Origin of the sequence: Pseudarthrobacter sp. SORGH_AS 212 (assembly GCF_030818145.1) — a bacterium.
In the GTDB taxonomy this organism is placed as follows: domain Bacteria; phylum Actinomycetota; class Actinomycetes; order Actinomycetales; family Micrococcaceae; genus Arthrobacter.
On the sequence record NZ_JAUTAA010000001.1, the window covers coordinates 903,476 to 927,039 of the forward strand.

A 23,564-nucleotide genomic window follows, 5' to 3' on the forward strand; every position below is an offset into this window, starting at 1 on the left:
GTCCGGAAGCAGCCCTGAACAGGCCGCCACGATGCCACTGCGGGTAGCCGCAGTGGCATCACCGCCACCTAGCCGCTGGCCGGTCCACCCAGCACCACGTTGACCGGGTCCTTGCCCTCGAGGAGGAGGCCGATCTGCTGGCGCACCAGCTTGACCATTCGAGGGAACATCGCCGAGCTTGCACCGCCCACGTGCGGGGTGATGAGCACGCCGGGGGTGGTCCACAGCGGATGACCTGCCGGCAGCGGTTCCGGGTCCGTGACATCCAGCGCGGCGCGGAGCCTGCCTGAGGCAGTCTCGGCCAGGAGCGCTTCGGTATCCGCAACCTGTCCGCGGGCCACATTCACCAGCAGGGCACCATCCGGCATCGCAGCCAGGAACTTCGCGTCCACCAGCTGGCGGGTGTCCTCACTCAGCGGCACGCTCACCACAACAATGTCGTGGAGCGGCAGCTGGCCGAACAGGGCATCGATGCCGTGGATGGTTCCCGCGGCATCCCGGCGGGCACGGCTGGCCAGGCGTGTCACCGCGGTTTCGAACGGCAGCAGCCGTGCCTCGATGGCTTTGCCTACGCCGCCGTAGCCCACCAGCAGCACCCGCCGGTCGGCCAGGCTGGGACGCTGGCCCCGGTCCCAGTAGCCCGTGGCCTGGTGGCGGGCGAACTCCGGGATCCCGCGCTGCGCGGCGATCATCATCCCCAAGGCGAGCTCCGCCGTCGACGTCTCGTGGACTCCCGCGGCATTGGCGAAGGCGACGCCGGCGGGCAGCACGTCCGCGACGCCGTCGTACCCGATGGACTGGCTCTGCACCAGGCCCACGTCCGCGCCCTCCAGCGCTGCCAGCGCACCGGCGCTGCCCATGTAGGGCGGCACCAGCAGGTCCAGCCGGCCTTCGGGAGCGGGGCCGGTGAGGTCCCAAAGGACAATCTCGACGCCGTTGGCCTGTTCAAGTGCCTCCATCAGTTCCCGGCTGGGCAGGCTCACCCGCAACCGGGAGCTCATGCCACGTCCGCCAGTTCTACGCGCAGAGCCTGGCGAACCGTTCCACAAATGCTCATGTTGCCTTCCCTCGAATCACGGTCTGCGGTCCACGTCGCGCCGCTGACCTGCAGTCCTACCAACGTACTGTCTGGCCACCCTTGGGCAGCTGCCGTGACCACCCTTCGGACGCCCCGCCGCAGCCGTCACCATGTCGATTTCAGGACCCCGGATCCTGTAAATTTAAGGCAGGAATTGTCCGGCCAGCGAGCCGCGTTCCAACCCTCCCCCTTGAATGGATCCGCTCCCCCATGTCCTCCGCGACTTCCGCGCCCGCCCCTGCCCGTTTTCCCTACGCCGCCCTCCTGGTCCTGGCAACCATTGCCTTCACCGCCATCACCACAGAACTCCTCCCCTCGGGCCTGCTGCCGCAGATCAGCGCCGGCCTGAACGTGACCGAACCCGTTGCCGGGTACCTCGCCGCAGCCTATGCCGCCGTCATCGTGGTGACCGTGGTTCCGGTCGCCCGGCTGCTGGCGCGGATTCCCCGGCACACCCTGCTGGTGGGGCTGGTCCTGACGTTCGCGGCCAGCAACGCCTGGGTGGGGCTTTCCCCGGATTTCACCACAGCGATGATCGCCCGGATGGTGGGCGGGCTGGCGCACGGGCTGCTGTGGACCACCATGGCGCCGTTCGTGACCCGGGTGGTTCCGGCGAACCAGGTGGGCAAGGCGCTGGCCATCGTCTTCAGCGGCAACAGCCTGGGCCTGGCCATTGGCGCGCCGGTGGGTACGGCCCTGGGCGGACTGCTCGGCTGGCGGGCGGCGTTCCTGGTCCTTGCAGGATTCGGCCTGCTCCTGACCGCCCTGGCGTTCTTCATGCTGCCGCGGGTGCAGCGGATTTCCGATACCGCCCGGCCGTCCATCCGGCGCGCCATCGCCGAACCCGGCGTCAAGGCGGTGGCCACGGCCTGGCCGCTGCTGGTCCTGGCCCACTTCGCGCTGTTCACCTACATTGCCCCGTTCATCCGTGAAGCCGCCCTGCCGGAGTACGCCACCAGCCTGGCGCTCACCGTTCTCGGCGCCTCAGGCCTGCTGGGTATCTGGGTTGCGGGACTCACCGTGGACTCGCGGCCGCGGCGATCACTGATGATCACGACGGCGGCGATCGCCGTCTCGATGGCACTGCTGCCTCTGGCGGTGGGCAACCTTCCGTTGGCCCTGGTCCTGATGACCGTCTGGGGAGCCGGCCTGGGGGCCATCGGCATCTACAACCAGTCCGCCATCCTCCGCGCCGGCGGCGAGTACAGCGAAGCGGCCAATGGCCTCACTGTGCTGACCATTCAGCTGGGCATCACCGTTGGCGCCCTGTACGGTTCCGGCGCGCTGGTGGCTGGCGGCCCCATGCTGGTGCCCGTGGCTGCCGCGCTGCCTGTGCTGGCCGCACTGGTGATCACCATCGCGGGCAAGAAGCACGCCTATCCGCCGGGACCCCGGGAACGCACCTGGCTGGAGCCGCGCCCGGTCCGCCAGATCCACCCGTCCCCGGCCGGCGACTCCCGGAACACTACCGTGGAGCCAGCGCCCGACAAGGTGGAGGATCCTGCCTAACCCCTCAGCCGCGGTACTTGGCCACCGTGAACAGGAACGCCGAGTCCTCCTCCGCCTCCAGGCTGTGCAGGCCCGGCGGGACGATCAGCAGGTCCCCCGCCTTGCCCTGCCAGGAATCCCCTCCGGCCACCAGCCGGACGCAGCCGCGGATCACGAACACCGTGGTGTCGCCGGGGTTCTGGTGTTCGCTGAGCCGCGTTCCGGCCTTCAGCGCCATCACGGACTGGCGAAGGGTCTTTTCGTGCCCGCCGTAGACGGTGTCCGCGGCGCGGCCGTTGGAAGATGCGAGTGCCGCTTCGAGCTGCTGGCGGGCCAGGGCTTCCACCGATATCTTCTGCATGGGCCAAGGCTACCCAGTGGCCGTCAACCTGGCGACAAGTTCCCCGCGGCTGTTCACACCCACTTTGTCGAAGATGGACTTCAGGTGGTCGTGGACCCGTGTGCGGTGAGATGAACAGATGCCTGGCAATGTCGGCGTCGGCGCTGCCCGCCATGAGTTCCAGGCAGACTTCCTGTTCCCGCGGGGTGAGCCCGTACGCGGACAGGAGCAGGGCCAGCAGCTGGCGGGTGGTGGCCGGTTCCACGGTGACCACCATCTGTTGGGGATCGTCGCCCGTGATGAGCCGGCTGGCCTGCAGGATCACCCAACCGGAATCGACGTCGCGCATCCTGGTCCTGGCCGTCCCGCCCGGTGCGGCCCTCGCCTGCGCCACCAGCGCATACAGCACCATGCTGAACTGGCCCGGGGCGGCTTCCTCCAATGCCTGAAGCCAGGCTGCCGCGGCCGGGGTGGCGGCGCGCAGCTCACCGCGTTCGCCGGCCAGGACGATCACCGGCCCGTCAGGCTGGTGCCACAGACGGTGCTGCGAGCGGGCAGCAATGCGGGTGGCGGCCGCCAGCGCAGCCGTCACCGCCGCAAGGAACTCCACCTCCCTGTCGCTGAAATCCCCGGCACCTTCCCGGAACAGGCTGCCCACACCCCAGCACGACTGGTCCACGCGGAACGCCCCGCGCAGTTCATGGACCAGCCCCAGCGGACGGAGCAGCTCGTTGATCCGGATGCTGGCTGCCACCTCGCTGCGCGGTGCATCCGAGATCCGTGCCACGGGGTGCGGCCGGAGCATGAGCTGCGCGAAGGTGTTCGGTTCGGTCCCCTGGTATTCGGACTGGGCGAACCTGGCTGCGTACTCATCGGTGACTGGCCACGGCCGCCAGTTGGTGACCGCGTTCATCACCATCGTTTCGGGGTCGACGCCGGCCCAGCAGGCTTGGTCGAACGGCACCGCTTTGCGCACCAGCACCAGGGCGGCGGTGTAGAGGGCGGCCAGGTCCAGTCCGTCCGTGGCCAGGGTGGCAATGTCCCGCCTGGCACGCTCTGCGCGCTCCTCCCACATACGTCCAGTATCGGGCCCGCCGGTGCAGCAGGGTATCCCCTGTTCCGGGGATGGCCTGCGGCTTCCGGGCGGGCCTACCCTTCCGGCATGAACATCATGTCCCAGGTTTTCGCGGTGCTGGCGGTGGTCATCTACGTGGGAGTCTTTCCGGTGGAGAGCTTCCTGCTACGGCGGAGCAGATGGGCGCAGAAGTTCCTGAGCACACCGCCGGAGAACGTGGCCGCCGTGATGATGTGGGCCATCCCCACCGGGTACAGGAACCTGGTAATCGCCCTGGGCGTGGCAGCCGGGCTGGTGGCCGTGAACATCGGCGAACCCGTGGTGGGCTACACCCTGGTGGTGTACTGCTGCCTCAACATGGCACTCACTGCACCCGCGATGCTGCTGGCCGACCTGCAGGGCCACTACCCGCAACGCTGGGACAGCGTCCCCGGCACCCTGGCCGCCACGGTCCCGGCGGTGCTGGCGCTGCTCTTCCTGCCGCTGGGCCCCTGACGCGTGCTGAGGCTGCGCCCGGTTCGACGTGGATCTCATAAATCCCTTGATAGGTGACTATATGGTCACCTATCATTGTGTGTATGGACGACGTGTTCAAAGCACTCTCCGACCCCACCCGCAGGGACCTGCTCGATGAGCTGTTCCGCGAGGACGGCCAGAGCCTCAGTGCGCTTGAGGCGAGGTTCAGCATGACCCGGTTCGGGATCGCCAAGCACCTCCGCATCCTTGAGGACGCAGGCCTGGTGGCCACCCGTCGTCGCGGGCGGGAAAAGCTGCATTTCCTGAACCCCGTTCCGATCCGCCTGGTCCACGACCGATGGGTCAGCAAGTACGCAGAACCATGGGCCGCTGCCCTCAGCGACCTCAAATCCAGATTGGAAAGTCCCATGGAAAAGATCTTTGAGATTTACATCAAGACCACCCCGGAGAAGCTCTGGGAAGCCATTACCGACAGCGACATCCGCAGCAAGTACCAGTTCGGCAACACCCTGGAGTCTGACTGGACCCCCGGCGGCCGCTTCGAGATGGGCAATCCCAAGGCCGGCCAGATCCTGGGCGAAGGCGAAAACCTGGAGGTGGATCCGCCCCGCCGGCTGGTGCAGACCATGCGCGCGCTGTGGGGCGACGACGTCAAGGCCGAGGGGACCTCCAAGGTCACCTGGGAGATCGAGCCGGTGGGCGATTCCTGCCACCTCACCGTCACGCACAGCGACCTCCGCGAAGGCGCCAACGACCAGCTCTACGGCGGCTGGCCGATGATCCTCTCCGGCCTGAAGACCTGGCTGGAGACCGGCGAGAAGCTCACCACGCCGGGCTCGCTCATGTACACGTAACCAGCGGCTCGTGCGTACGACGGCGGCGCGCGGCGTGGGTGCCCGTTCGCCGGCTCGTACGGGTCGGGGTTTTCCGCTGTGAGATGACAGGGGCGCCCCGGCACATCCGCCGCGGTGCCTGCGTGCAACGATGGTGCCACCACCGACGAAAGGGCACACCGTGGCGGATGCAGAGGGCTCGGGATTCCAGGACCGCGGCCTCCCGTTGACGGCCCCTCGCTGTGGCGGCAGGCAGGGCCGTTGAGTCGTCCCGGCCTGACCGGCTGGTGTGGGATCCGTTTGCGGCGGACCTGGTACTGGCGGCCCGATCGCATGTGGACATGCCAGTACAGTGGCCCGCCCGCCCCGCCGATGCCACTCCCCTGCGGCAGCCGCTGCTGCTGGCATCCATCTACATCGGCATGCGGACGCGGTTCATCGACGACTTCCTCCTGGACGGCGCCACGGCGCAGACAGTGATCCTGGGAGCCGGACTCGACACCAGGGCATTCCGCCTGGAGTGGCCGGCGGATGCCCGGATTTTCGAGATCGACAGCGCCAACGTCCTGGACTTCAAGGACAGCGTCCTTGCCGGGCTCGCCGCCACACCGGGAGCGGACCGCACCATCCTCGACGCCGACCTTTCGCAGCCGTGGCGCCGCCACCTCGTGTCCGCCGGATTCGACCCCGGACGGTCCACCACTTGGGTCCTGGAAGGCCTCCTGCCGTACCTCGACGCCGCGGGGCAACAGGCTGTCCTGGGCGAGGTGGCAGCGCTTTCGGCCCCGGGTTCACGGGCCGTTATCGAGCGCGCCGTGCCGCTGCCGAAAACCGACGACCTCGATGCCCAGCTGCAGGAGTTCAGCCTTAGGACAGGCCTGCCCATGAGCGAGCTACTGGCCCGCGCGGATCCCCCGGACCCGGTGTCCGTCCTGGAAGCCGCCGGCTGGCGCTGCGCCCAGCACTCGGTGCAGGACCTGTGCACGGCGTACGGCCGGGTCATCTCGCTGGCCGAAAGCACCTCGGCCCGGCCCGCATCAGGCACCGCGCGCGACGCCGGTGCGGAGCCGTCGTCGTCCGCGCAGCCCGGCGACCAGTCGCGGGGCGGGTTCGTCACGGCCTGGCTGTAGCGGCACCTCCCCTCGTCCCCCAACATCCGATCATGGAAGGCGGCCCGGCTGTGAGCCTTGCCCACCCCGAAAGCCCGTCAGCGCAGTGGTGGCAGTCCGCCGTCATCTACCAGGTGTACCCGCGCTCCTTCGCGGACGGGAACGGCGACGGCGTCGGTGACCTCCCCGGGCTGCTCGGCAAGCTGCCCTACATTGCCGCGCTGGGCGTGGACGGGATCTGGCTGACCCCCTTCCAGCCGTCCCCGCAGGTGGACCAGGGCTACGACGTCAGCGACTACTGCGGCGTGGACCCGCTGTTCGGCACGATGGCGGACTTCGATGCACTGCTCGATCAGGCCCACGCCCTGGGCCTGAGAGTGCTGCTCGACGTGGTCCCCAACCACTGCTCCTCCGAGCACCCGCTGTTCCAGCAGGCCCTCGCCGCCGGGCCGGGAAGCCAGGAGCGGGAGATGTTCCACTTCGTCGAGGGCCGCAGCTCGTCCCCGGATTCGCCCAGCGACCTGCCGCCCAACAACTGGCAGAGCGTCTTCGGCGGCCGGGCATGGACCCGGGCCAACCCGGGCTCCGGAACCGACACCGAGTGGTACCTGCACCTGTTCTCGGCCGGCCAGCCGGACTGGAACTGGCGGAACCCGGCGGTGGGCGACTACTTCGAAAACGTCCTGCGTTTCTGGTTCGACAAGGGCGTGGACGGCCTCCGGATCGACGTCGCGCACGGACTCTTCAAAGCCGATGGCCTGCCGGACGCCCCCTCCGCGCATGCAGTCGTGGACGGGCTGCGCGCCAACCCGCTGGTCTCGGACCAGGAGGACGTGCACGAGGTGTACCGGCGGTGGCGGCGGTTGGCGGAAAAGTACCAGCCGCACCGCCTGCTGGTGGGCGAGGTGAACCTTGAGCCTGCCCGCGCAGCCCGGTACACGCGCAGCGACGAAATGCACCAGGCCTTCGCTTTCGCGTTCGTGAAGCTGGGCTGGGACCCGGCGGCGTGGGCGGCCGCGGGCAACGAACTGGAGGACGCCCGGAAGCTGCACGGTGCGGCCCCCACCTGGGCCCTTGAAAACCACGACATCGTCCGTTCCGCCACCCGCTTCGGCGGCGCTGAGGCTGGCGGACGCCGGGCACGCGCGGCGCTGGTGGCGCTGCTCGGCCTGCCGGGTTCGGCCTACCTGTACCAGGGCCAGGAACTCGGGCTCCCCGAGGTGGACGTCCCCGCTGAAGCCCGCGTTGACCCGATGTGGGCGCGCGGCGGCATCACCCGGGACGGCACGCGAGTCCCCCTCCCCTGGACCACGGACCCGGCGCGGGCCCACGGCTTTTCGCTGCCGTCCCGGGATCCGCAGCGTCCCGCCGGCCCCTGGCTTCCCGTTCCGGAGGACTGGGGACGCCACGCCATCGAGCTGCAGCAGCGGGACCCGGACTCGATGCTCGCGCTGGCCACGCGGGCGATCGCTGTGCGCCGCCAGCTATGGGAGGACGGCACCTTCACGGCGGACGACGGCGGCACCTGGCACGTGCAGGACGGGAACCTCCTGTTCTGCGAACGCAGCCCCGGCTTCCTTGTGGCCGTCGCCATGGGGAGCAGCCCGGTGAAGCTGCCCGCCGGCGTCGTACTCTTCAGCGCCTTTCCGCTGGCGGAGGCCGGCTGGCTGCAGCCGGACAACGCGGTGTGGCTCCGCCGCGACTAAGGGCGCCGCAACTGAAACGGCGCAGCTCAAACGGCCGGGGAACCCCTACTGGTTAAGGCTCTGCTCCAGGAACGCCAGGGTGCGCTTCCAGGAGTCGGTGGCGGCATCGGCGTCGTACCGGATAGGGGTGCTGTCGTTGAAGAAAGCATGGCCTGTGCCCGGGTACACCACCGCTTCGAAGTCCACCCCGGCACCGAACATCCTGGCCTTGACCAGCGGCAGCTTGTCCACCAGTGCCTTGTCTTCCTCGCCGTAGAAGGCCAGGACGGGGCAATTGATCCGGCCGAGTTCCTCCTCGCTGAAGTCACACGTGCCGTAGAAGGGCACGGCGGCACGCAGGCGCGGCTCCTTGGTGGCGAGAGTGAAGCTGTAGGTTCCGCCGAAACAGAAGCCCGCCACCGCCACCCGTCCGGCCAGTGCCGGCACCCCCTCGAGGTGGTCGAAGCAGGCCCGGAGGGCAGCCACCGCCTTGTCCGCGAACTCTGGCGAGTGCAGCGGGGAGGTGATCTCGCGGAGCCTCGGCTGGACCTTGCTGCGTTGCTCCGGATCCGGATCGGCGAGGCCGGTGAGGACTTCCGCGGCCACGTCCGGCGTCATGCCGATGTCCGTCAGCAGGTCAGGGGCCAGCACCAGGTAGCCCTCCGCGGCGAACCTGTCCGCCACGTCCTTGATGTGGTCCACCATGCCCCAGATCTCGGAGATCAGCAGCAGCCCACCCTTCGGCTTTTCCTGGAATCGGCCGGCGGCCGGTTCGCTGACGTAGGCCCGGACGGAGGTTTCGGCGTTCCCGATGGTCATCATGTGTCCCATCAGGACAGGCTATGCGCTCCGCTGCCGCCAGAACAGGCTCACGCCGAAGGTGGCGGCACACAGCACCAGCATGGCCACCACCATCCGGGCCCAGCTGTCCTGGTGCACCCCTCCTGAGGCGAAGACGCCGATCATCACCGTGGCGGTAATCGCGCCCACGTACCTGCAGGTCTGGTAGATGCCGGCGGCCACGCCACGGTCCTGCGGCCGGGTGGAAACGAACATGCCCTGGTTGGTGGCGATGCTGACGGTGCCGTATGGAATGCCCATCAGAGCGGTCATCACCACCACCAGCGGGATGGCCAGGGTTCCGGTCAGCAGCCACATCAGGGCAGCCGCCACGGTCAGGAGCAGGACGCCGGCCAGCAGCACCCGCCGGACGCCAAACCGACCCATGGCCTTCACGGCCCACGGGGTTGCCACCACTGACATGGCGGCCAGCGGGAGCATCAGCAGGCCCACCACGCCGGGATCGTACCCGCCGGATTCCTGCAGCAGCTGGGGCAGACCAAAGAAGACGAAGTAATAGACGCTGCTGAACACGGCGAAGGCCAGGTAGACCAGGACCAGCGGCCTGTTGCGGCCCAGCAGCCGCAGGTCCAGGAACGGCCGGGCAAACCGCAGTTCCCGCCACGCGAACAGGGCAGCAATGCCGGTGCCGGCCGCCAGCATCCACCAGCGGTAGCCGGGGGCCACGTTCAGGGCAGCCATCATCACCAGCAGCAGCGCACCGACGAACGCCAGGATGCCCGGGATGTCCGAGTCGCGGAGCAGTTCGGCCAGGCTGCCACGTTCCCGGGCCTCGTCCGGCGGGGCCGCCTGTTTCACGATCAGCAGTGCAGCCAACGCCAGCGGCACGTTGATCAGGAACAGCGCCTCCCAGCCCACCAGGCTCACCAGCAGGCCGCCGATGACGGGACCCACGGCCGCGGCGGACGTGTTCGCCATCTGCAGCCGGCCCAGCGGGCGGGCCGACTCCACCTTCGCCCGCTGCGCGATGGCCCCCACCATCACCACGGCGCTCGGATAGGCGGTGGCGGTACCGAGCGCCATCACGGCCCGGGCCACGCACAGCAGCGCGAAGTTGGGTGCCAGCGGCGCCACCGCACAGGTGACGGCCACCAGGGCCATGCCCAGCATGAACATCCGGCGCGGGCCGAACCGGTCGGCCAGCCTGCCCATAACCGGTTGACCCGCGGCCGAGGCGAGGTAGAAGGATGTGACCACCCAGGTGACGGCGGCGACGTCCAATCCGAAGTCGGCCCGCAGCACCACCAGCGCCACGGCGATCATCGAGGAGTTCAGCGGGTTCAATGCCGTGCCCAGGCTTAGGCCTGCCACGGCCAGGGCGGTCCGGGGGTTGTTGCTCACGGTAACAGTCTGCTTCAACGGAGGGGGCCCGTGCGATTCGCAGCACTCCCGAGACGCAAAACCGTCCCCGAGGCGAATGTTCGCAGGCGCACCGCAGATACGGGGTGCGTCAACGAACCAGCGCGTCGAGGACGGCGTTCTGCGTCGAAAACAGGGGGGCGGACCGTCAGCCCCGGGTCCGGGCGGACAGGGCGCTGTCCAGGAATTCCAGGTGGGCCGGACTAACAGCAACGGCGCTGCCGACGTATTCCGGGTGCTTGCCGATGAACTTCTTGATGAACGGGCACACCGGAACGATGCCGATCCCTGCGTCGGCCGTCTCATCCAGCGCCACCGTGGCGAGCCTGCCGGCAAGGCCCTGGCCACCGTATTCCTCGTTGATCACGGTGTGGTAGAAAATCCGCTGCGGCGAGGCCCCGCCGTCGTACTCCTTGTACACGGCCTTGCCGATGACGTGGCCGGCCACGAGGATTTCGAAGCGTTCGCGCTCGGGGTTGTGGCGGACGGTGATGTCGCTCAAGGGAAATCTCCTTCATTGCAGTTCAAGACCTGTGAAGCGTAACCCGCAAAAGCCAGGCCTTATTTCCGCACGCGGCGGGAGGCCGGCCCGTGAGCCGGCCTCCCGCCGTTCGGGAAACTCCTTCCTAGCTGAGGTAGCCGTTCGGGTTCAGGACGTACTTGGTGGCCGCGCCGGCGTCGAACTCCGCGTAGCCCTTAGGCGCCTCTTCCAGCGGGATGGCCTTGGCGTTGACGTTCTTGGCGATGCTCACCCTGTCGTGCAGGATGGCCATCATCAGCTGCCGGTTGTACTTCATGACCGGACACTGCCCGGTGGTGAAGCTCAGCGACTTGGCCCAGCCGGTACCAAGGCTCAGGCTCAGTGCGCCCTTCTTGGCGGCCTCGTCGATGCCGCCCGGGTCTCCGGTGACATAGAGCCCCGGGATGCCCAGGGCGCCGCCGGCAGCGGTGATCTCCATCAGCGAATTCAGCACGGTGGCCGGCGCTTCCGAGGCGTTGCTGCCGTGCCCGCGCGCCTCGAAGCCCACAGCGTCCACGCCGCAGTCCACCTCCGGGACACCCAGGATCTGTTCGATCTGCTCGGCCGGGCCGCCCTTGCTCAGGTCCACCGTCTCGCAGCCGAAGCTCCTGGCCTGGGCCAGGCGGTCAGCGTTCATGTCGCCCACAATCACGACGGCGGCGCCCAGCAGGTGCGCGCTGGTTGCCGCTGCGAGGCCAACAGGCCCTGCGCCCGCCACGTACACCGTGGAGCCCACGCCCACCCCGGCGGTCACGGCCCCGTGGAATCCTGTGGGAAAGATGTCCGAAAGCATGGTCAGGTCCAGCATCTTCTCCAGGGCCTGGTCCCGATCCGGGAACTTGAGCAGGTTCCAGTCCGCGTAGGGCACCAGGACGTAGTTCGCCTGGCCGCCCACCCAGCCGCCCATGTCCACGTAGCCGTAGGCACTGCCGGGGCGGTCCGGGTTCACATTCAGGCAAATGCCGGTCTTCCGCTCCTTGCAGTTCCGGCACCGCCCGCAGGCGATGTTGAACGGCACTGAGCAGATATCGCCTACCTTGATGAACTCGACGTCGCGGCCCACCTCCACTACTTCACCGGTGATTTCGTGGCCCAGCACCAGGTCCGGCGGTGCTGTGGTGCGGCCGCGCACCATGTGCTGGTCCGAGCCGCAGATGTTGGTGGCCACGGTCTTGAGGATCACCCCGTGGTTGACCGCGCGGCCAACGTTGGCCGGGTTGACGCCCGGGCCGTCTTTCAGTTCAAAGGTGGGATAGTCAACATCGATTACCTCGACCTTGCCGGGTTCCTTGTAGGCAACGGCTTTGTTCCCTGTCATCTGTTCTCCTGTTGTCAGGCCTGCCGGGTACGGCGGCTGATGGTTGGATAGGTGATGCGCCCCGCAGGCGGGACCCGGCGGACCGAAATCGTGCGCTCCCGGATGGTATTGGCCGTGCCGAAACGTTCGTGCCGGACGTTCTTTGCCTGCCGGAAGTGCCGGTCGCTGCGGGTTCCTGGGTGGGGGTCCGCCCAGTCTAGGCAGGCCCGCTGGACTGGTCTAGGGGTGCGGACCCCATGTTTGGGACAGCACACTTCAGGGGACTTGCCTGTGGGGCGTACGCTGCACCCAAGGGCTTTTGCACCCCCGTCATGGTGGGTGCGGAGCACGTTCTACCGCTGAGGAGAACCGAATGAAGACCCGTACCATCGGATCATTGAGCGTCTCTGCCCTGGGCTTGGGCTGCATGGGCATGAGCGAGTTTTATGGGGAAGGTGACGAGCAGGAGTCCGTTGCTACCATCCACGAATTCCTGGACGCCGGCGGCACGCTGCTGGACACCGCGGACATGTACGGCCCCTTCACCAACGAACGCCTGGTGGGCCGGGCCATCGCCGGCCGGCGTGATGCCGTGGTGATTGCCACCAAGTTCGGCAACGAACGCCGCGAGGACGGTTCCTGGGTTGGCATCAACGGCCACCCGGACTACGTGCGGCGTGCCTGCGATGCCAGCCTGGAGCGGCTGGGCGTGGACCACATCGACCTCTACTACCAGCACCGGGTGGACAAGACGGTCCCCATCGAGGAGACCGTGGGTGCCATGGCGGAGCTGGTGCAGGCCGGCAAGGTACGCCACCTGGGCCTGTCCGAAGCCTCCGCCGACACCATCCGCAGGGCCCACGCCGTGCACCCGATCACGGCCCTGCAAACCGAGTACTCCCTGTGGGAACGCGAGCCGGAAACCAAGGTGTTCCCCGTCCTCGAGGAGCTGGGGATCGGCTTCGTTCCCTACAGCCCGCTGGGCCGCGGCTTCCTCACGGGGCAGATCCGCAGCGAGGAGGATTTCGCAGCGGACGATTTCCGCAGGCACTCCCCGCGGTTCCAGGGCGAAAACTTCACCAAGAACCTTGAGCTGGTGGACCGCGTCCGGGAACTCGCCGCGGGCAAACAGTGCACACCCGGGCAGCTGGCCCTCGCCTGGCTGCTCGCGCAGGGTGAACACATCGTGCCGATTCCCGGAACGAAGAAACGCGAGCGGCTGCGCGAGAACCTGGGCGCCGTCGACGTCGAGCTCAGCCGGGAGGACCTCGACCTGCTGGACCGGCTGGCACCGGCTGGATCCACGGCGGGCGCCCGCTACCCCAACATGTCCACCATCGATAACTGACGCAAGGAGAACCATGGCAGTCAACGACGACGAGGCTCAGGTCCTGGACCAGTGGAGCCACCGGCTGGCACAGGCACTGCAGATCCTCGATCTCAAGGTTGACCAGGAGCTGCTCCTGGACCTGGCCCGGAAATCCGCTGATTCGGTGATCCATGCCGCCGCGCCGGTCACCACATTCATGGTGGGTTACGCCGCCGGGCTGCATGCCGGCACCGGCAGCGCGGGCAACAAGGAGGCAGCGGCAGCGGCCGTTGATAAGGCCGCAAGGGTGGCGTTCCAGCTGTGCGAGGACGGTCACGACGGCGGCCCGGCCAGCAAGGGCTGGGCCGACACAGCCCAGTAGCCGCAGAACCGGGACCGGCCCGCACAACAGGTGTTGGCACGCACCGCTTGTGCGGGTCAGGGCCGGCAGTGCGGGCCGGGGCCTGTTGCGCCCGGCACGTCAGCCCCCGGCGGTGGGTTCCTCTTCCAGCACCGCCACGGGCTCAAGGCGCACGATGACGGCCTTTGATGCCGGCGTCTGGCTGCCCTCTGCCACGCTGTCCAGCGGCACCAGGGACGTTGGCCTCCGGGTAGTAGGCGGCTGCGCAGCCCCTGGCGGAGGGGTAGGAGACAATCCGGTAGTTCCGGAGTACCCGCTCCACGTTGTCCGTGTACACACCGTGGATGTCCACCCGCTGGCCGTCCCCGAAGCCCAGCTCGGCAAGGTCCACCGGGTTCACGAACACCACTTCGCGGCCCTTCTTGATGCCCCGGTAGCGGTCGTTGTTGCCGTAGATGGTGGTGTTGAACTGGTCGTGCGAGCGCATGCTCTGCAGGATCAGCGTGCCCTCGGGCCGGTCCACGTGTTCGAGCTCGTTGACCGTGAGCATGGCCTTGCCGGTGGGGGTGTTGAAGGTCCGGGAATCGCGCGGGCCGTTGGGCAGGATGAAGCCGCCGTCCTGCCGGATCTTGCGGTTGTAGTCCTCGCAGCCGTTGACCACACGGGAGATGTGGTCGCGGATGAGGTCGTAGTTTTTCTCGAACCCTGCCCAGTCCGCGGAGCTGCGGTCCTGCACCACGGCGGCGGCCAGACGGCAGATGATAGCCACCTCGGACAGCAGGCCCTGGGCCACCGGTTCCACGGTGCCGTGGGAGGCGTGCACTGCGCAGACCGTGTCCTCCACCGAGACGAACTGCGGGCCGGTTTCCTGCCGGTCGATTTCGGTCCGGCCCATCGTGGGGAGGATCAGCGCCTCGGCGCCGGTGACCGCGTGGGAGTGGTTGAGCTTGGTGGAGATCTGGACCGAAAGCTCGGTCTTCTCCATGGCTTCCTCGGCCACCGCGGTGTCCGAAATGGCTCCCACGAAGTTGCCGCCGAGGCCCACGAAAACCTTGATCCCGCCGTCGCGCATTCCGCGGACGGTCTGGACGGCGTCCAGGCCGTGCTCGCGCGGCGGCTCGAACGCGAACTCCTGGCCCAGCGCGTCAAGGAACGCGGGCGGCATCTGCTCCCAGATGCCCATGGTGCGGTCGCCCTGGACGTTGCTGTGGCCGCGGATGGGGGACGCTCCGGCGCCCGGTTTGCCGATGTTGCCGCGCAGCAGGAGCAGGTTGATGATCTCCTTGATGGTGGCCACGCCCTTCTTCTGCTGCGTGATGCCCATGGCCCAGGTGATGATCACGCGGTCCGCTGCGAGGTAGCGGGCGGCGAGTTCGTCGATCTCCTCGGTGCGCAGGCCGGTGGCCGCGAGGACGGCACCCTCGTCCAGCTGCGCCAGGTGCGACCGGAGCTCCTCGAGCCCTTCGCAGTGCTCCTCGAGGAATGCGTGGTCCAGGACTTTGCCCGGGTTGGCGGCCTCGGCGTCGAGCACCCGTTTGGAGACCGCCTGCAGCAGCGCCATGTCCCCGCCGATCCGCACCTGCAGGAACTGGTCCGCCAGGTCCGTGCCGTGGCCGATGATGCCCTTCACCTTTTGCGGGTTCTTGTACCGCATCAGGCCTGCTTCGGGCAGTGGATTGACGGCCACGATCTTGCAGCCGGCCTCCTTGGCCTCCTCCAGCGCGGTGAGCATGCGCGGATGGTTGGTCCCCGGATTCTGGCCCATGATGATGATCAGGTCGGCTTTTTCGAAGTCGTTGTAGGAGACCGTTGCCTTGCCCACGCCGATGGTCTGGCCCATGCCCCAGCCCGAGGACTCGTGGCACATGTTGGAACAGTCGGGAAGGTTGTTGGTGCCGTAAGCCCTGATGAAGAGCTGGTACAGGAAGGCGGCCTCGTTGGAGGTCCGGCCGCTGGTGTAGAAGGTGGCCTGGTTGGGATCGGGCAGTGACTTCAGCTTGTCCGCCAGGATCCCGAACGCCTGCTCCCAGCTGACCGGGCGGTAGTGGTCCTCCCCCGCCGGTTTGTACACCGGCTCGGTCAGGCGGCCCTGCATTCCCAGCCAGTACTCGGACCGCTGCCGCAGCTCGCTCACGGGGTGCTCGGCCCAGAAACCGCTGCCAACCACCACCGGGGTAGCTTCCCAGGTGACGGCCTTGGCCCCGTTTTCGCAAAACTCAAACATCTTGCGGTGGCCCGGGTCCGGCCAGGCGCAGCTCATGCAGTCGAACCCGTCCTTCTGGTTCAGCGCCAGCAGCGTCTTCCGGGACCGGTCCACACCCATGTGCTCCAGCGCCGGCTTCATCGAGTGGTAAACACCCGGAACACCGGCAGCCCAGGCCTTGGGATGTCCGGCGACCTCGATCCGGGATTCGTCGGGCTCTTCAACCTTGGGGTTCTCGCGCACCACGATGCGTTCTCCTTGCGTCCTCGCCGGGTCCGGGAAACCACCGGTTGCTTCGGCACTTCCCGCTCTTTCCACAGTTGTTCAGCCATCCGCGGAAGTCAAGGGTACGGCCAGCGGCAGCACCGGGCCGGCGTTAAGGTGGGTTGTACGGCTGAAGCAAGCGGCCTGGCACCTCAACGCGGAGACGTACCATGCCGGACCACCTCGCCCTCGCCGCCCTCGCGGCATCCACATTTTCCCTCCCGGAGCTTCGGGACGGCCAGCTTGCCGGAATGACCGCGCTCGTTGACGGCCGCGATGTCCTGGCCGTCATGCCCACCGGCTACGGCAAATCCGCTATCTACCAGGTGGCGGCCCAGTACCTGCACAGCGCAACGGGACGTCCCGCCGTCGTGGTCTCACCGCTGATCGCCCTGCAGGAGGACCAGTTGGACGGCCTGGCCGCCGACCTCGGCCCGGATGCCGCCGTCGCCATCAACTCCTCCCACAGCGACGCCGAAGTGGAGGCCGCCTGGCAGGCCGCCGAGTCCGGGACGGCAGCATTCCTCTACCTGGCGCCGGAGCAACTCGCCAAGGACACGACGGTGGAGCGCCTGGCCCGCCTGGGGGTCTCGCTGTTCGTGGTGGACGAGGCCCACTGTGTCTCCTCCTGGGGCCACGACTTCCGGCCCGACTACCTGGGCCTGGGCGCCGTCCGCGAACGGCTGGGCAACCCGCCAGCGGCTGCACTGACCGCCACCGCTTCTCCCCCGGTGCGTGACGAAATCGTGGAGCGGCTCGGCATGAAGGACCCGCTGGTGCTGGTCCACGGCTTTGACCGGCCCAACATCAACCTTGACGTGGTCCGCCATCATGGGGACAAGGACAAGCGCAGCGCCGTCCTTCACCAGGTGGCAGGGCTGGCCCGCGACGGGCAGGGCCTGGTGTACGCCGCCACCCGCAAGGACACCGAAAAGTACGCCGCCAAGCTCGCCGCCGAAAGCCTCCGGGCGGAGGCCTATCACGCCGGTTTGGCCGCCGCGGAACGGGAACGCATCCACGAACTCTTCCTGGCGGACGGGCTGGACGTGGTGGTGGCCACCACCGCTTTCGGCATGGGCATCGACAAACCCACAGTCCGTTTCGTGGTGCACGCCGACATCCCGGAGTCCCTGGACGCGTACTACCAGGAGATCGGCCGTGGCGGCCGGGACGGTAAACCTGCCACCGCGGTGCTGCACTACCGTTCCGAGGATCTGGGCCTGCGGAAGTTCTTCAGCACCAGCACCCCGGATCCGGAGAAGCTGCTCAAGGTGCTGAAGGTCCTCAAGGATGCCGGCGGGCCTGTGCCCAAGTCGTCCTTGGCGGAGCTGAGCGGGTTCCCGGCCCGCCGGGTCACGGGTTTGGTGAACCAGCTCGAGGAGGCGGGTTCGGTCACCACGGGCAAGCGCGGGATACGCCTCGCCGCCAAAGCCAAGCTGCCTGCGTTGGCGGCGGCCGCCGTCGAACGTGCCGAGGCCCGGCAGCGCGTGGAGCAGTCCCGTCTGACCATGATGCGCGCCTACGCCGAAACGGACGGATGCCGGCGCCAGTTCCTGCTGAACTATTTCGGCGAGGACCTGGCGGCGCCCTGCAACAACTGCGACGCCTGCGCCGAGGCCGCACGCCACCCCGGCAAGCCAGCCGGGCCCGGCTCCGGAAAGATGCAGGACAAGAAGGGGAAGAAGGAGTACAACGGCGGCGGGCCGGGTCCCGCGGCGGCCGACGATCCGTTTCCGCTCCAGTCCGCAGTGGTCCATAAGGAGTGGGGCCCCGGCCTGGTGATGCGGCACGAGGACGACGTGATCACCGTGCTGTTCGAGCAGGAGGGCTACAAGACCCTGTCGCGTTCGGCCGTGCTGGAGCATAAACTCCTGAAGCCTGCTTAGTAAGCTTCAGGGACACGTTCCAACGAAAGGCCGCCGCGTGGAAGTTCCTTTTTATGTCTGGACCCTGACCATCGCGGGAATCGTGGGGCTGCTGGCCTTCGATTTCTTCTTCCACGTCCGCAAGGCGCATACCCCCACGCTGAAGGAATCGTCCATCTGGTCGGCGATTTACGTGGGCATCGCACTGCTGTTCGGGCTGGGGGTGCTGCTCTTCGGCGGACCCACCATGGGTACCGAGTACTTCGCCGGCTACGTCACGGAAAAGGCCCTGTCCGTGGACAACCTCTTCGTGTTCCTGATCGTCATGTCCAGCTTCAAGGTGCCCCGCGCGGACCAGCAGAAGGTGCTGCTGTTCGGCATCGTCTTCTCCCTGATTGCCCGCACGGCCTTCATCTTCCTGGGCGCAGCACTGATCAACAGCTTCGCGTGGGTCTTCTATATCTTCGGGCTGATCCTGCTGATCACCGCCGGCAACCTGCTCAAGCCTGACGACCACGACGACGACTCCGAAGGTTTCGTGGTCCGGCTCGCGAAGAAGTTCCTGCCGGCGTCCGAGCATTACGACGGCGACAAGCTCTTCACCATGGAGAACGGCAAGAGGGTGCTGACCCCCATGCTGCTGGTGATGGTAGCCATCGGCGGCACGGACATCCTGTTCGCCCTGGACTCCATCCCGGCGATCTTCGGCCTGACCCAGAACGTGTTCATCGTCTTCACCGCCACCGCGTTCTCGCTGATGGGCCTGCGGCAGCTGTTCTTCCTCATTGATGGCCTGCTGGACCGGCTGATCTTCCTGTCCTACGGCCTGGCAGTGATCCTGGGCTTCATCGGCGTCAAGCTCATCCTGCACGCCCTGCACGAAAACACCCTGCCGTTCATCAACGACGGCGAGCACGTCAACGTGGTGGAAGTCAGCACCGGGTTGTCGCTCAGCGTGATCCTCGGCGTGCTGGTGCTCACCATCCTGGCCTCGATCTTCAGCCCCAAGGGCAAGGCCAAGAACGCCGTTTCCGGAGCCCGGCGGCATGCCACTGAGTACGTGGACCTGAACTACGAAACGGATATGGCGGAGCGGGACAAGATCTTCGCCAAGATGGTCCGCGAGGAGGACCAGATCCGCAAGCTCCCGGAGAAGTACAAGCGCCTGGTCCGGAACGAAACCGAGTTCCTGGCCCTGATCCGCAAGGCCCACGACGAGCACGACAAAGCCCAGGTACGGGCGGACGCCAACGGCTGACGCGCTGCCCAACTAGGTAGCAGTTGATGTCGTTTTGAGGGCTCAAAACGACATCAACTGCTACCTAGATTCGAGGATAAGCGCTGCAGGGCTGCTGCTCCCGCCCTGGTTGTCGGCCCCTCTTGCTACGTTTGAAGCAGCTGTAAACCAGGGTCAGGGGAACCGTCCCCCGGCCCGGCTGTCCAATGGGGAGGCCCCGTGTTCCTGCTCGAAGCCGATGCCAGTGCCGGTCCCGGTGCTGCGCCGGACCTCGTGTTCTCCGCGAGCGACCTCGTGGCGGCCAGCGAATGTGAATACCGCACGCTCCGCGTCCTGGACGAGAAACTGGGCCGGTCCCCCAAGGCCGCATTCCCTCCGGACGAGATGCGGGTCCGGGCCGGCGAGCTGGGCGACCGGCACGAGCAGACCGTCCTGGCCAGCCTCGTGGCCAAATACGGAACATGGGATGCCAGCCGCGGGGCGGGCGTCTACTCACTGGAACGCGGCAACACCGTCCGCGGGGAACTCCAGGCAAAGCACGCCGAAACCGAGCTCGCGCTGCGCTCCGGAGCCGACGTCGTCTTCCAGGCCACCTTCTTCGATGGCGAGTTCCTCGGCTATGCGGACTTCCTGGTCAACGAGGCCGCCGGAACAGGGTTGCCGGGCCGGTATGAGGTCTGGGACACCAAGCTCGCCCGGCACGCCAAGGTGGGCGCCCTGCTGCAGCTGGCGGCCTACGGTGACCAGCTCCTCGGGATGGGGCTGGACCCCTCCCCCGTCGTGACCCTCGTGCTGGGCACCCGCGTGGGTGAGGACTGGTTGCGCAGCAGCCATTCCCTGCCGGACCTGCTCCCCGTTTTCCGCGAACGGCGCCGGCGCTTCCGCCAGCTCACCGCCGAACACCGGGAGGGCAGCGGGGCGGTCCGGTGGCAGCAGCCAGGCATAGTCCACTGCGGCCGGTGCGACTACTGCGCAGAACAGGTCAGCCTGCACCGCGACCTCCTCATGGTCGCGGGAATGTCGGTGGTCCAGCGCAGGAAACTCCACGCGGCCGGCATCACCAGCATCGACGAACTCGCTGCCATGCCGGCTGCTGCAGCGAAAAACTCAGTGGCCCGGCTGCGTGCCCAAGCCAGGATGCAGCTGGGGCTCGATGCTGCCGCCGGGTCCCGTACGTTCAGTAAAGACGGCGAGCCACACACTGTTTCCTACAGCGTCCTGCCGGAACACACCATCGGCACATTGCCGGCCCCGAGTGCCGGGGACATCTTCTTCGACTTTGAGGGCGATCCGCTCTGGCAGGACCCGGCAACAGGAGTCTGGGGCATCGAGTACCTGTTCGGCGTGATCGAGGCACCCGTCGCCGACGCTGGGGGCGATCCGGTGTTCCGGCCCTTCTGGGCCCATTCCCGGTCCGGGGAACGGAAAGCCTTCCTGGATTTCCTCGAGTACGTGGAGAACCGCCGCAGGCAGTATCCGGACATGCACGTCTACCACTACGCCGCCTACGAGAAGACGGCGCTGCGTAACCTGTCCCTGGCCCACCAGGCGGGCGAAGACACCGTGGACGACTGGTTGCGGAAAGGGCTCCTGGTGGACCTCTACGCCACGGTGAAGCACTCGCTGCGCATCTCCGAGGCGTCCTACTCCATCAAAAAGCTCGAGCCGCTGTACATGGGCGACAACCTGCGCTCCGGGGACGTCAAGGATGCCGGGGCGTCCGTGGTGGCCTACGCGGCCTACTGCGCCGCCCGCGACGCCGGGCACCAAGCCGAGGCAGACGCCGTCCTTGCCTCCATTTCCGATTACAACCAGTACGACTGCCTGTCCACGCTGCGCCTGCGTGACTGGCTGCTGGACATCCAGCCCCAAGCTGGTTCCGGACTTCCGGCGGAAGCACGGGAGGGCACCGGATCCGGAGTCCCTGGATCCGGCGATGCCACCACGGGACGCCGGGACGCGCGGGGCGAATCCCCTGAGGAGGGCCGGCTTCACGAGTACCTTGCCGGCCTCCCGGACAACCGCCCCTGGACGGACGATGAACGGGCCATCGCGATGGTGGCGGCGGCCACCGGATACCACCGCCGTGAACGCAAACAGTTCTGGTGGCAGCACTTTGACCGGGTGGAGGCTTCCCTGGAGAGCTGGTCCGATCAGCGCAATGTGTTCGTGGTGGAGTCCGCCGAGGTGTCCTCCGACTGGGCACTGGCGAAGCCGCGGGAGCGGATGCGGACCCGTGTGCTGAAACTACGCGGCACTATGACCGAAGGTTCCGACTTCCGTACGGATTCCACCTGGTGCCGTCTCTATGACGCCCCGCCGCCGGAGGGCATGGCGGCGCCGGATGCAGCGCAGGGAGCCCGGGCGTACAACTTCGGGACGCGTATCAGCGACCTGCAGGCTGCACCGGATAACCCGGCCTACACCCTCATTACCATCGCCGAACGCGAGTCCGCCAAGGTGGCGGCGTACCCGCATTTCCCGATGGCCCTCACCGAGGACCAGCCGCTGGCGACGGTGAGTATTGAGGCCGCACTGGCGGAACTTGCGAAGGCCGTGGGGTCCGCGGTTCCCTCACTGCCCTCCCAACCGGGCCTGGACATCCTTCGCAAACTGCCGCCGCGGTTCCGCACGCTGCCCGGCCCGGCCGAGGTTCAGCACGGGGCCGATGGCGCTGCCGATTATGCAGGCGCCATCGCTGTTTCGCTGCGGGACCTGGACCGTTCCTACCTGGCCGTCCAGGGGCCGCCCGGCACGGGCAAAACCTACGTTGGCGCGCACGTGATCGGCCAGCTCGTCGGCGAAGGCTGGAAGGTGGGCGTGGTGGCCCAATCGCATAACGTGGTGGAGAACCTGCTTTGCCGGGCCATCGATAAGGGCGGGGTGGACCCCTCGCTGGTGGCGAAGAAGCTCTCTGCGCCCCACGAGGTGCCGTGGAAAGCTACGGCCGACGGCGATGTCGCACGGCTGCTGGAGTCTGGCGGCGGCTGCCTGGTAGGGGGAACGGCCTGGACCATGACCGGAAAGGAAGTCCCGGCCGGTTCCCTGGACCTGCTGGTGATCGATGAGGCCGGACAGTTCTCCCTGGCCAACACGCTCGCCGTTTCCCGGGCAGCGAAGCGGCTCCTCCTGCTGGGGGATCCCCAGCAACTCCCCCAGGTGACGCAGGGTGCCCATCCGGAGCCGGTGGATGAATCCGCCCTCGGCTGGCTGGCCGCCGGTCACGCCACCCTGCCGGCACGGCTGGGATACTTCCTGGCTGACAGCTGGCGGATGCATCCGGCACTGTGCGCTGCGGTGTCGAGGCTCAGCTACGAGAGTAGGCTCCAATCAGCACCGGCCGCGTCCCTGCGTGAGCTGGAAACCGTGCCGCCGGGCGTGGAGACCGTGGTCGTGCAGCACACCGGCAATTCGACAAGCTCGGCAGAGGAAGCGGCGGAGGTGGTTCGGCAGGCACACCGGCACCTAGGCCTGAAATGGACGGCCGGGCCGGAATTAGCAGCCCGGCCGCTTGAGCAGCAGGACCTGCTGGTGGTGGCCGCGTATAACGCCCAGGTCCACCTGATCCGCAAGGAATTGGCCGACGCCGGCCTGCCGGACGTCCGTGTGGGAACGGTGGATAAGTTCCAAGGCCAGGAAGCACCGGTGGTGCTGGTATCGATGGCCTGCTCTGCGGTGGCGGAAGCTCCACGGGGCGCCGAATTCCTCCTGAACCGGAACCGGATCAACGTGGCCGTGTCACGTGGCCAGTGGCGGGCGGTCATCGTCCGCTCCCCCGAGCTCACGAACTACATGCCGCATAAGCCGGCGGCCCTGGAGGAACTGGGGGCCTTTATCGGGCTCAGCGTGCCCGGAAGTCCCTAAATGATCCCTGGGCGTCGGACATGGAGTGGTCCACCCGCTCCACCCGGCCGGGGGCGCGGTCCGAGTTCAGCCAGTCCAGGAGCTTCCCCACCTGGTCGCCGGCACCTTCGGCAACCAGGGCCACCGAACCGTCGTCGAGGTTTTTCACCTCACCGGTCAGGCCCAGCTCCTCAGCCTCACCCATGGTCCGGTACCGGAAGCCGACACCCTGCACCACCCCGAACACGCGGGCGCTCAAGCGAACCTGGTGAGCCGACGGCCCGTCAGCGGTTGGTTCTGCGTGGCGTGCCATGGGTAGGCCTCCTCGGCATCCGCCCTCCCAACTGGGTAGCAGTTGAT

Annotated in this window: 19 protein-coding genes and 1 pseudogene; 12 read left to right on the plus strand and 8 right to left on the minus strand. The window is 67.6% G+C overall.

Translation table 11 applies throughout. The features are described 5' to 3' along the window. Positions 1-68 precede the first annotated feature (68 nt). Positions 69-1,001 (minus strand): 2-hydroxyacid dehydrogenase, encoded by a 933-nt coding sequence (locus tag QE394_RS04020; protein WP_349033798.1) that lies wholly within the window; start codon positions 999-1,001, stop codon positions 69-71. Positions 1,002-1,288: 287 nt separating this feature from the next. On the opposite strand from QE394_RS04020, the gene QE394_RS04025 reads away from it, so the two are divergent. Continuing rightward, positions 1,289-2,587: an MFS transporter gene (locus QE394_RS04025; protein ID WP_349033799.1), complete on the plus strand. Its 1,299-nt coding sequence runs from the start codon at positions 1,289-1,291 to the stop codon at positions 2,585-2,587. A 4-nt stretch (positions 2,588-2,591) separates the two neighbouring features. Here QE394_RS04025 and QE394_RS04030 read toward each other — a convergent pair whose 3' ends face one another. After that, positions 2,592-2,927, minus strand: coding sequence for a cupin domain-containing protein (locus QE394_RS04030; protein ID WP_349033800.1), 336 nt, complete (start codon positions 2,925-2,927; stop codon positions 2,592-2,594). 152 nt (positions 2,928-3,079) lie between these two features. Between QE394_RS04030 and QE394_RS04035 the strand changes: the two genes are divergently transcribed. From QE394_RS04035 to QE394_RS04060, 6 genes are all read left to right on the plus strand, one after another. Continuing rightward, the gene (locus QE394_RS04035) at positions 3,080-3,355 is read left to right on the plus strand and encodes a hypothetical protein (RefSeq protein ID WP_349033801.1); all 276 of its coding nucleotides are present in this window, start codon (positions 3,080-3,082) and stop codon (positions 3,353-3,355) included. Between the two features lie 117 nt (positions 3,356-3,472). Continuing rightward, a complete protein-coding gene (locus QE394_RS04040) occupies positions 3,473-3,904 on the plus strand; it encodes a hypothetical protein (RefSeq protein WP_349033802.1) in 432 nt (143 codons plus the stop codon). A gap of 164 nt (positions 3,905-4,068) precedes the next feature. Continuing rightward, positions 4,069-4,476 carry a DUF1304 family protein gene (locus tag QE394_RS04045; protein WP_091718634.1) on the plus strand — a complete coding sequence of 136 codons (408 nt, stop codon included), beginning with the start codon at positions 4,069-4,071 and terminating at the stop codon, positions 4,474-4,476. Positions 4,477-4,559: 83 nt separating this feature from the next. After that, a complete protein-coding gene (locus tag QE394_RS04050) occupies positions 4,560-5,312 on the plus strand; it encodes a metalloregulator ArsR/SmtB family transcription factor (protein ID WP_056084106.1) in 753 nt (250 codons plus the stop codon). A gap of 266 nt (positions 5,313-5,578) precedes the next feature. After that, complete coding sequence (locus tag QE394_RS04055) at positions 5,579-6,421, plus strand: SAM-dependent methyltransferase (RefSeq protein ID WP_349035369.1); 843 nt, start codon at positions 5,579-5,581, stop codon at positions 6,419-6,421. Positions 6,422-6,453: 32 nt separating this feature from the next. Further along, positions 6,454-8,106, plus strand: coding sequence for an alpha-amylase family glycosyl hydrolase (locus QE394_RS04060; protein WP_349033803.1), 1,653 nt, complete (start codon positions 6,454-6,456; stop codon positions 8,104-8,106). A 45-nt stretch (positions 8,107-8,151) separates the two neighbouring features. Here QE394_RS04060 and QE394_RS04065 read toward each other — a convergent pair whose 3' ends face one another. From QE394_RS04065 to fdhA, 4 genes are all read right to left on the minus strand, one after another. After that, positions 8,152-8,916, minus strand: a complete 765-nt coding sequence (locus QE394_RS04065; protein WP_349033804.1) for a dienelactone hydrolase family protein — start codon at positions 8,914-8,916, stop codon at positions 8,152-8,154. A 9-nt stretch (positions 8,917-8,925) separates the two neighbouring features. After that, positions 8,926-10,287 carry an MFS transporter gene (locus QE394_RS04070; RefSeq protein WP_261619344.1) on the minus strand — a complete coding sequence of 454 codons (1,362 nt, stop codon included), beginning with the start codon at positions 10,285-10,287 and terminating at the stop codon, positions 8,926-8,928. 166 nt (positions 10,288-10,453) lie between these two features. Further along, on the minus strand, positions 10,454-10,807 hold the full coding sequence (locus QE394_RS04075) for a GNAT family N-acetyltransferase (protein ID WP_056084094.1): 354 nt from the start codon (positions 10,805-10,807) through the stop codon (positions 10,454-10,456). 124 nt (positions 10,808-10,931) lie between these two features. Beyond that, positions 10,932-12,143 (minus strand): formaldehyde dehydrogenase, glutathione-independent, encoded by a 1,212-nt coding sequence (gene fdhA / locus QE394_RS04080; RefSeq protein ID WP_056084091.1) that lies wholly within the window; start codon positions 12,141-12,143, stop codon positions 10,932-10,934. Between the two features lie 352 nt (positions 12,144-12,495). On the opposite strand from fdhA, the gene QE394_RS04085 reads away from it, so the two are divergent. After that, positions 12,496-13,470 carry an aldo/keto reductase gene (locus QE394_RS04085; RefSeq protein ID WP_056084088.1) on the plus strand — a complete coding sequence of 325 codons (975 nt, stop codon included), beginning with the start codon at positions 12,496-12,498 and terminating at the stop codon, positions 13,468-13,470. A 13-nt stretch (positions 13,471-13,483) separates the two neighbouring features. Next, positions 13,484-13,813 (plus strand): DUF6457 domain-containing protein, encoded by a 330-nt coding sequence (locus QE394_RS04090; protein ID WP_056084085.1) that lies wholly within the window; start codon positions 13,484-13,486, stop codon positions 13,811-13,813. Positions 13,814-13,912: 99 nt separating this feature from the next. Here the strand turns inward: QE394_RS04090 and QE394_RS04095 are convergent. Next, positions 13,913-16,241 (minus strand): annotated as a pseudogene (locus QE394_RS04095) (FdhF/YdeP family oxidoreductase). Positions 16,242-16,429: 188 nt separating this feature from the next. On the opposite strand from QE394_RS04095, the gene QE394_RS04100 reads away from it, so the two are divergent. The 3 genes from QE394_RS04100 to QE394_RS04110 all read left to right on the plus strand — a co-directional run bounded on the left by QE394_RS04100 (position 16,430) and on the right by QE394_RS04110 (position 23,225). After that, positions 16,430-18,145, plus strand: a complete 1,716-nt coding sequence (locus QE394_RS04100; protein WP_349033805.1) for a RecQ family ATP-dependent DNA helicase — start codon at positions 16,430-16,432, stop codon at positions 18,143-18,145. A gap of 37 nt (positions 18,146-18,182) precedes the next feature. Continuing rightward, positions 18,183-19,382 (plus strand): TerC family protein, encoded by a 1,200-nt coding sequence (locus QE394_RS04105; protein WP_268158967.1) that lies wholly within the window; start codon positions 18,183-18,185, stop codon positions 19,380-19,382. A 198-nt stretch (positions 19,383-19,580) separates the two neighbouring features. Next, the gene (locus QE394_RS04110; RefSeq protein WP_349033806.1) at positions 19,581-23,225 is read left to right on the plus strand and encodes a TM0106 family RecB-like putative nuclease; all 3,645 of its coding nucleotides are present in this window, start codon (positions 19,581-19,583) and stop codon (positions 23,223-23,225) included. Here the strand turns inward: QE394_RS04110 and QE394_RS04115 are convergent. After that, complete coding sequence (locus tag QE394_RS04115; protein WP_056084069.1) at positions 23,203-23,517, minus strand: acylphosphatase; 315 nt, start codon at positions 23,515-23,517, stop codon at positions 23,203-23,205. The genes QE394_RS04110 and QE394_RS04115 overlap by 23 nt on opposite strands. Positions 23,518-23,564: the final 47 nt, after the last annotated feature.

What these genes read in the sequence shown, in the direction of transcription:
- QE394_RS04020 (WP_349033798.1), bottom strand. Translation starts at nt 1,001, where the DNA reads ATGAGCTCCCGGTTGCGGGTGAGCCTGCCCAGCCGGGAACTGATGGAG.
- QE394_RS04025 (WP_349033799.1), top strand. Translation starts at nt 1,289, where the DNA reads ATGTCCTCCGCGACTTCCGCGCCCGCCCCTGCCCGTTTTCCCTACGCC.
- QE394_RS04030 (WP_349033800.1), bottom strand. Translation starts at nt 2,927, where the DNA reads ATGCAGAAGATATCGGTGGAAGCCCTGGCCCGCCAGCAGCTCGAAGCG.
- QE394_RS04035 (WP_349033801.1), top strand. Translation starts at nt 3,080, where the DNA reads ATGAGTTCCAGGCAGACTTCCTGTTCCCGCGGGGTGAGCCCGTACGCG.
- QE394_RS04045 (WP_091718634.1), top strand. Translation starts at nt 4,069, where the DNA reads ATGAACATCATGTCCCAGGTTTTCGCGGTGCTGGCGGTGGTCATCTAC.
- QE394_RS04050 (WP_056084106.1), top strand. Translation starts at nt 4,560, where the DNA reads ATGGACGACGTGTTCAAAGCACTCTCCGACCCCACCCGCAGGGACCTG.
- QE394_RS04060 (WP_349033803.1), top strand. Translation starts at nt 6,454, where the DNA reads ATGGAAGGCGGCCCGGCTGTGAGCCTTGCCCACCCCGAAAGCCCGTCA.
- QE394_RS04065 (WP_349033804.1), bottom strand. Translation starts at nt 8,916, where the DNA reads ATGGGACACATGATGACCATCGGGAACGCCGAAACCTCCGTCCGGGCC.
- fdhA (WP_056084091.1), bottom strand. Translation starts at nt 12,143, where the DNA reads ATGACAGGGAACAAAGCCGTTGCCTACAAGGAACCCGGCAAGGTCGAG.
- QE394_RS04085 (WP_056084088.1), top strand. Translation starts at nt 12,496, where the DNA reads ATGAAGACCCGTACCATCGGATCATTGAGCGTCTCTGCCCTGGGCTTG.
- QE394_RS04090 (WP_056084085.1), top strand. Translation starts at nt 13,484, where the DNA reads ATGGCAGTCAACGACGACGAGGCTCAGGTCCTGGACCAGTGGAGCCAC.
- QE394_RS04100 (WP_349033805.1), top strand. Translation starts at nt 16,430, where the DNA reads ATGCCGGACCACCTCGCCCTCGCCGCCCTCGCGGCATCCACATTTTCC.
- QE394_RS04115 (WP_056084069.1), bottom strand. Translation starts at nt 23,517, where the DNA reads ATGGCACGCCACGCAGAACCAACCGCTGACGGGCCGTCGGCTCACCAG.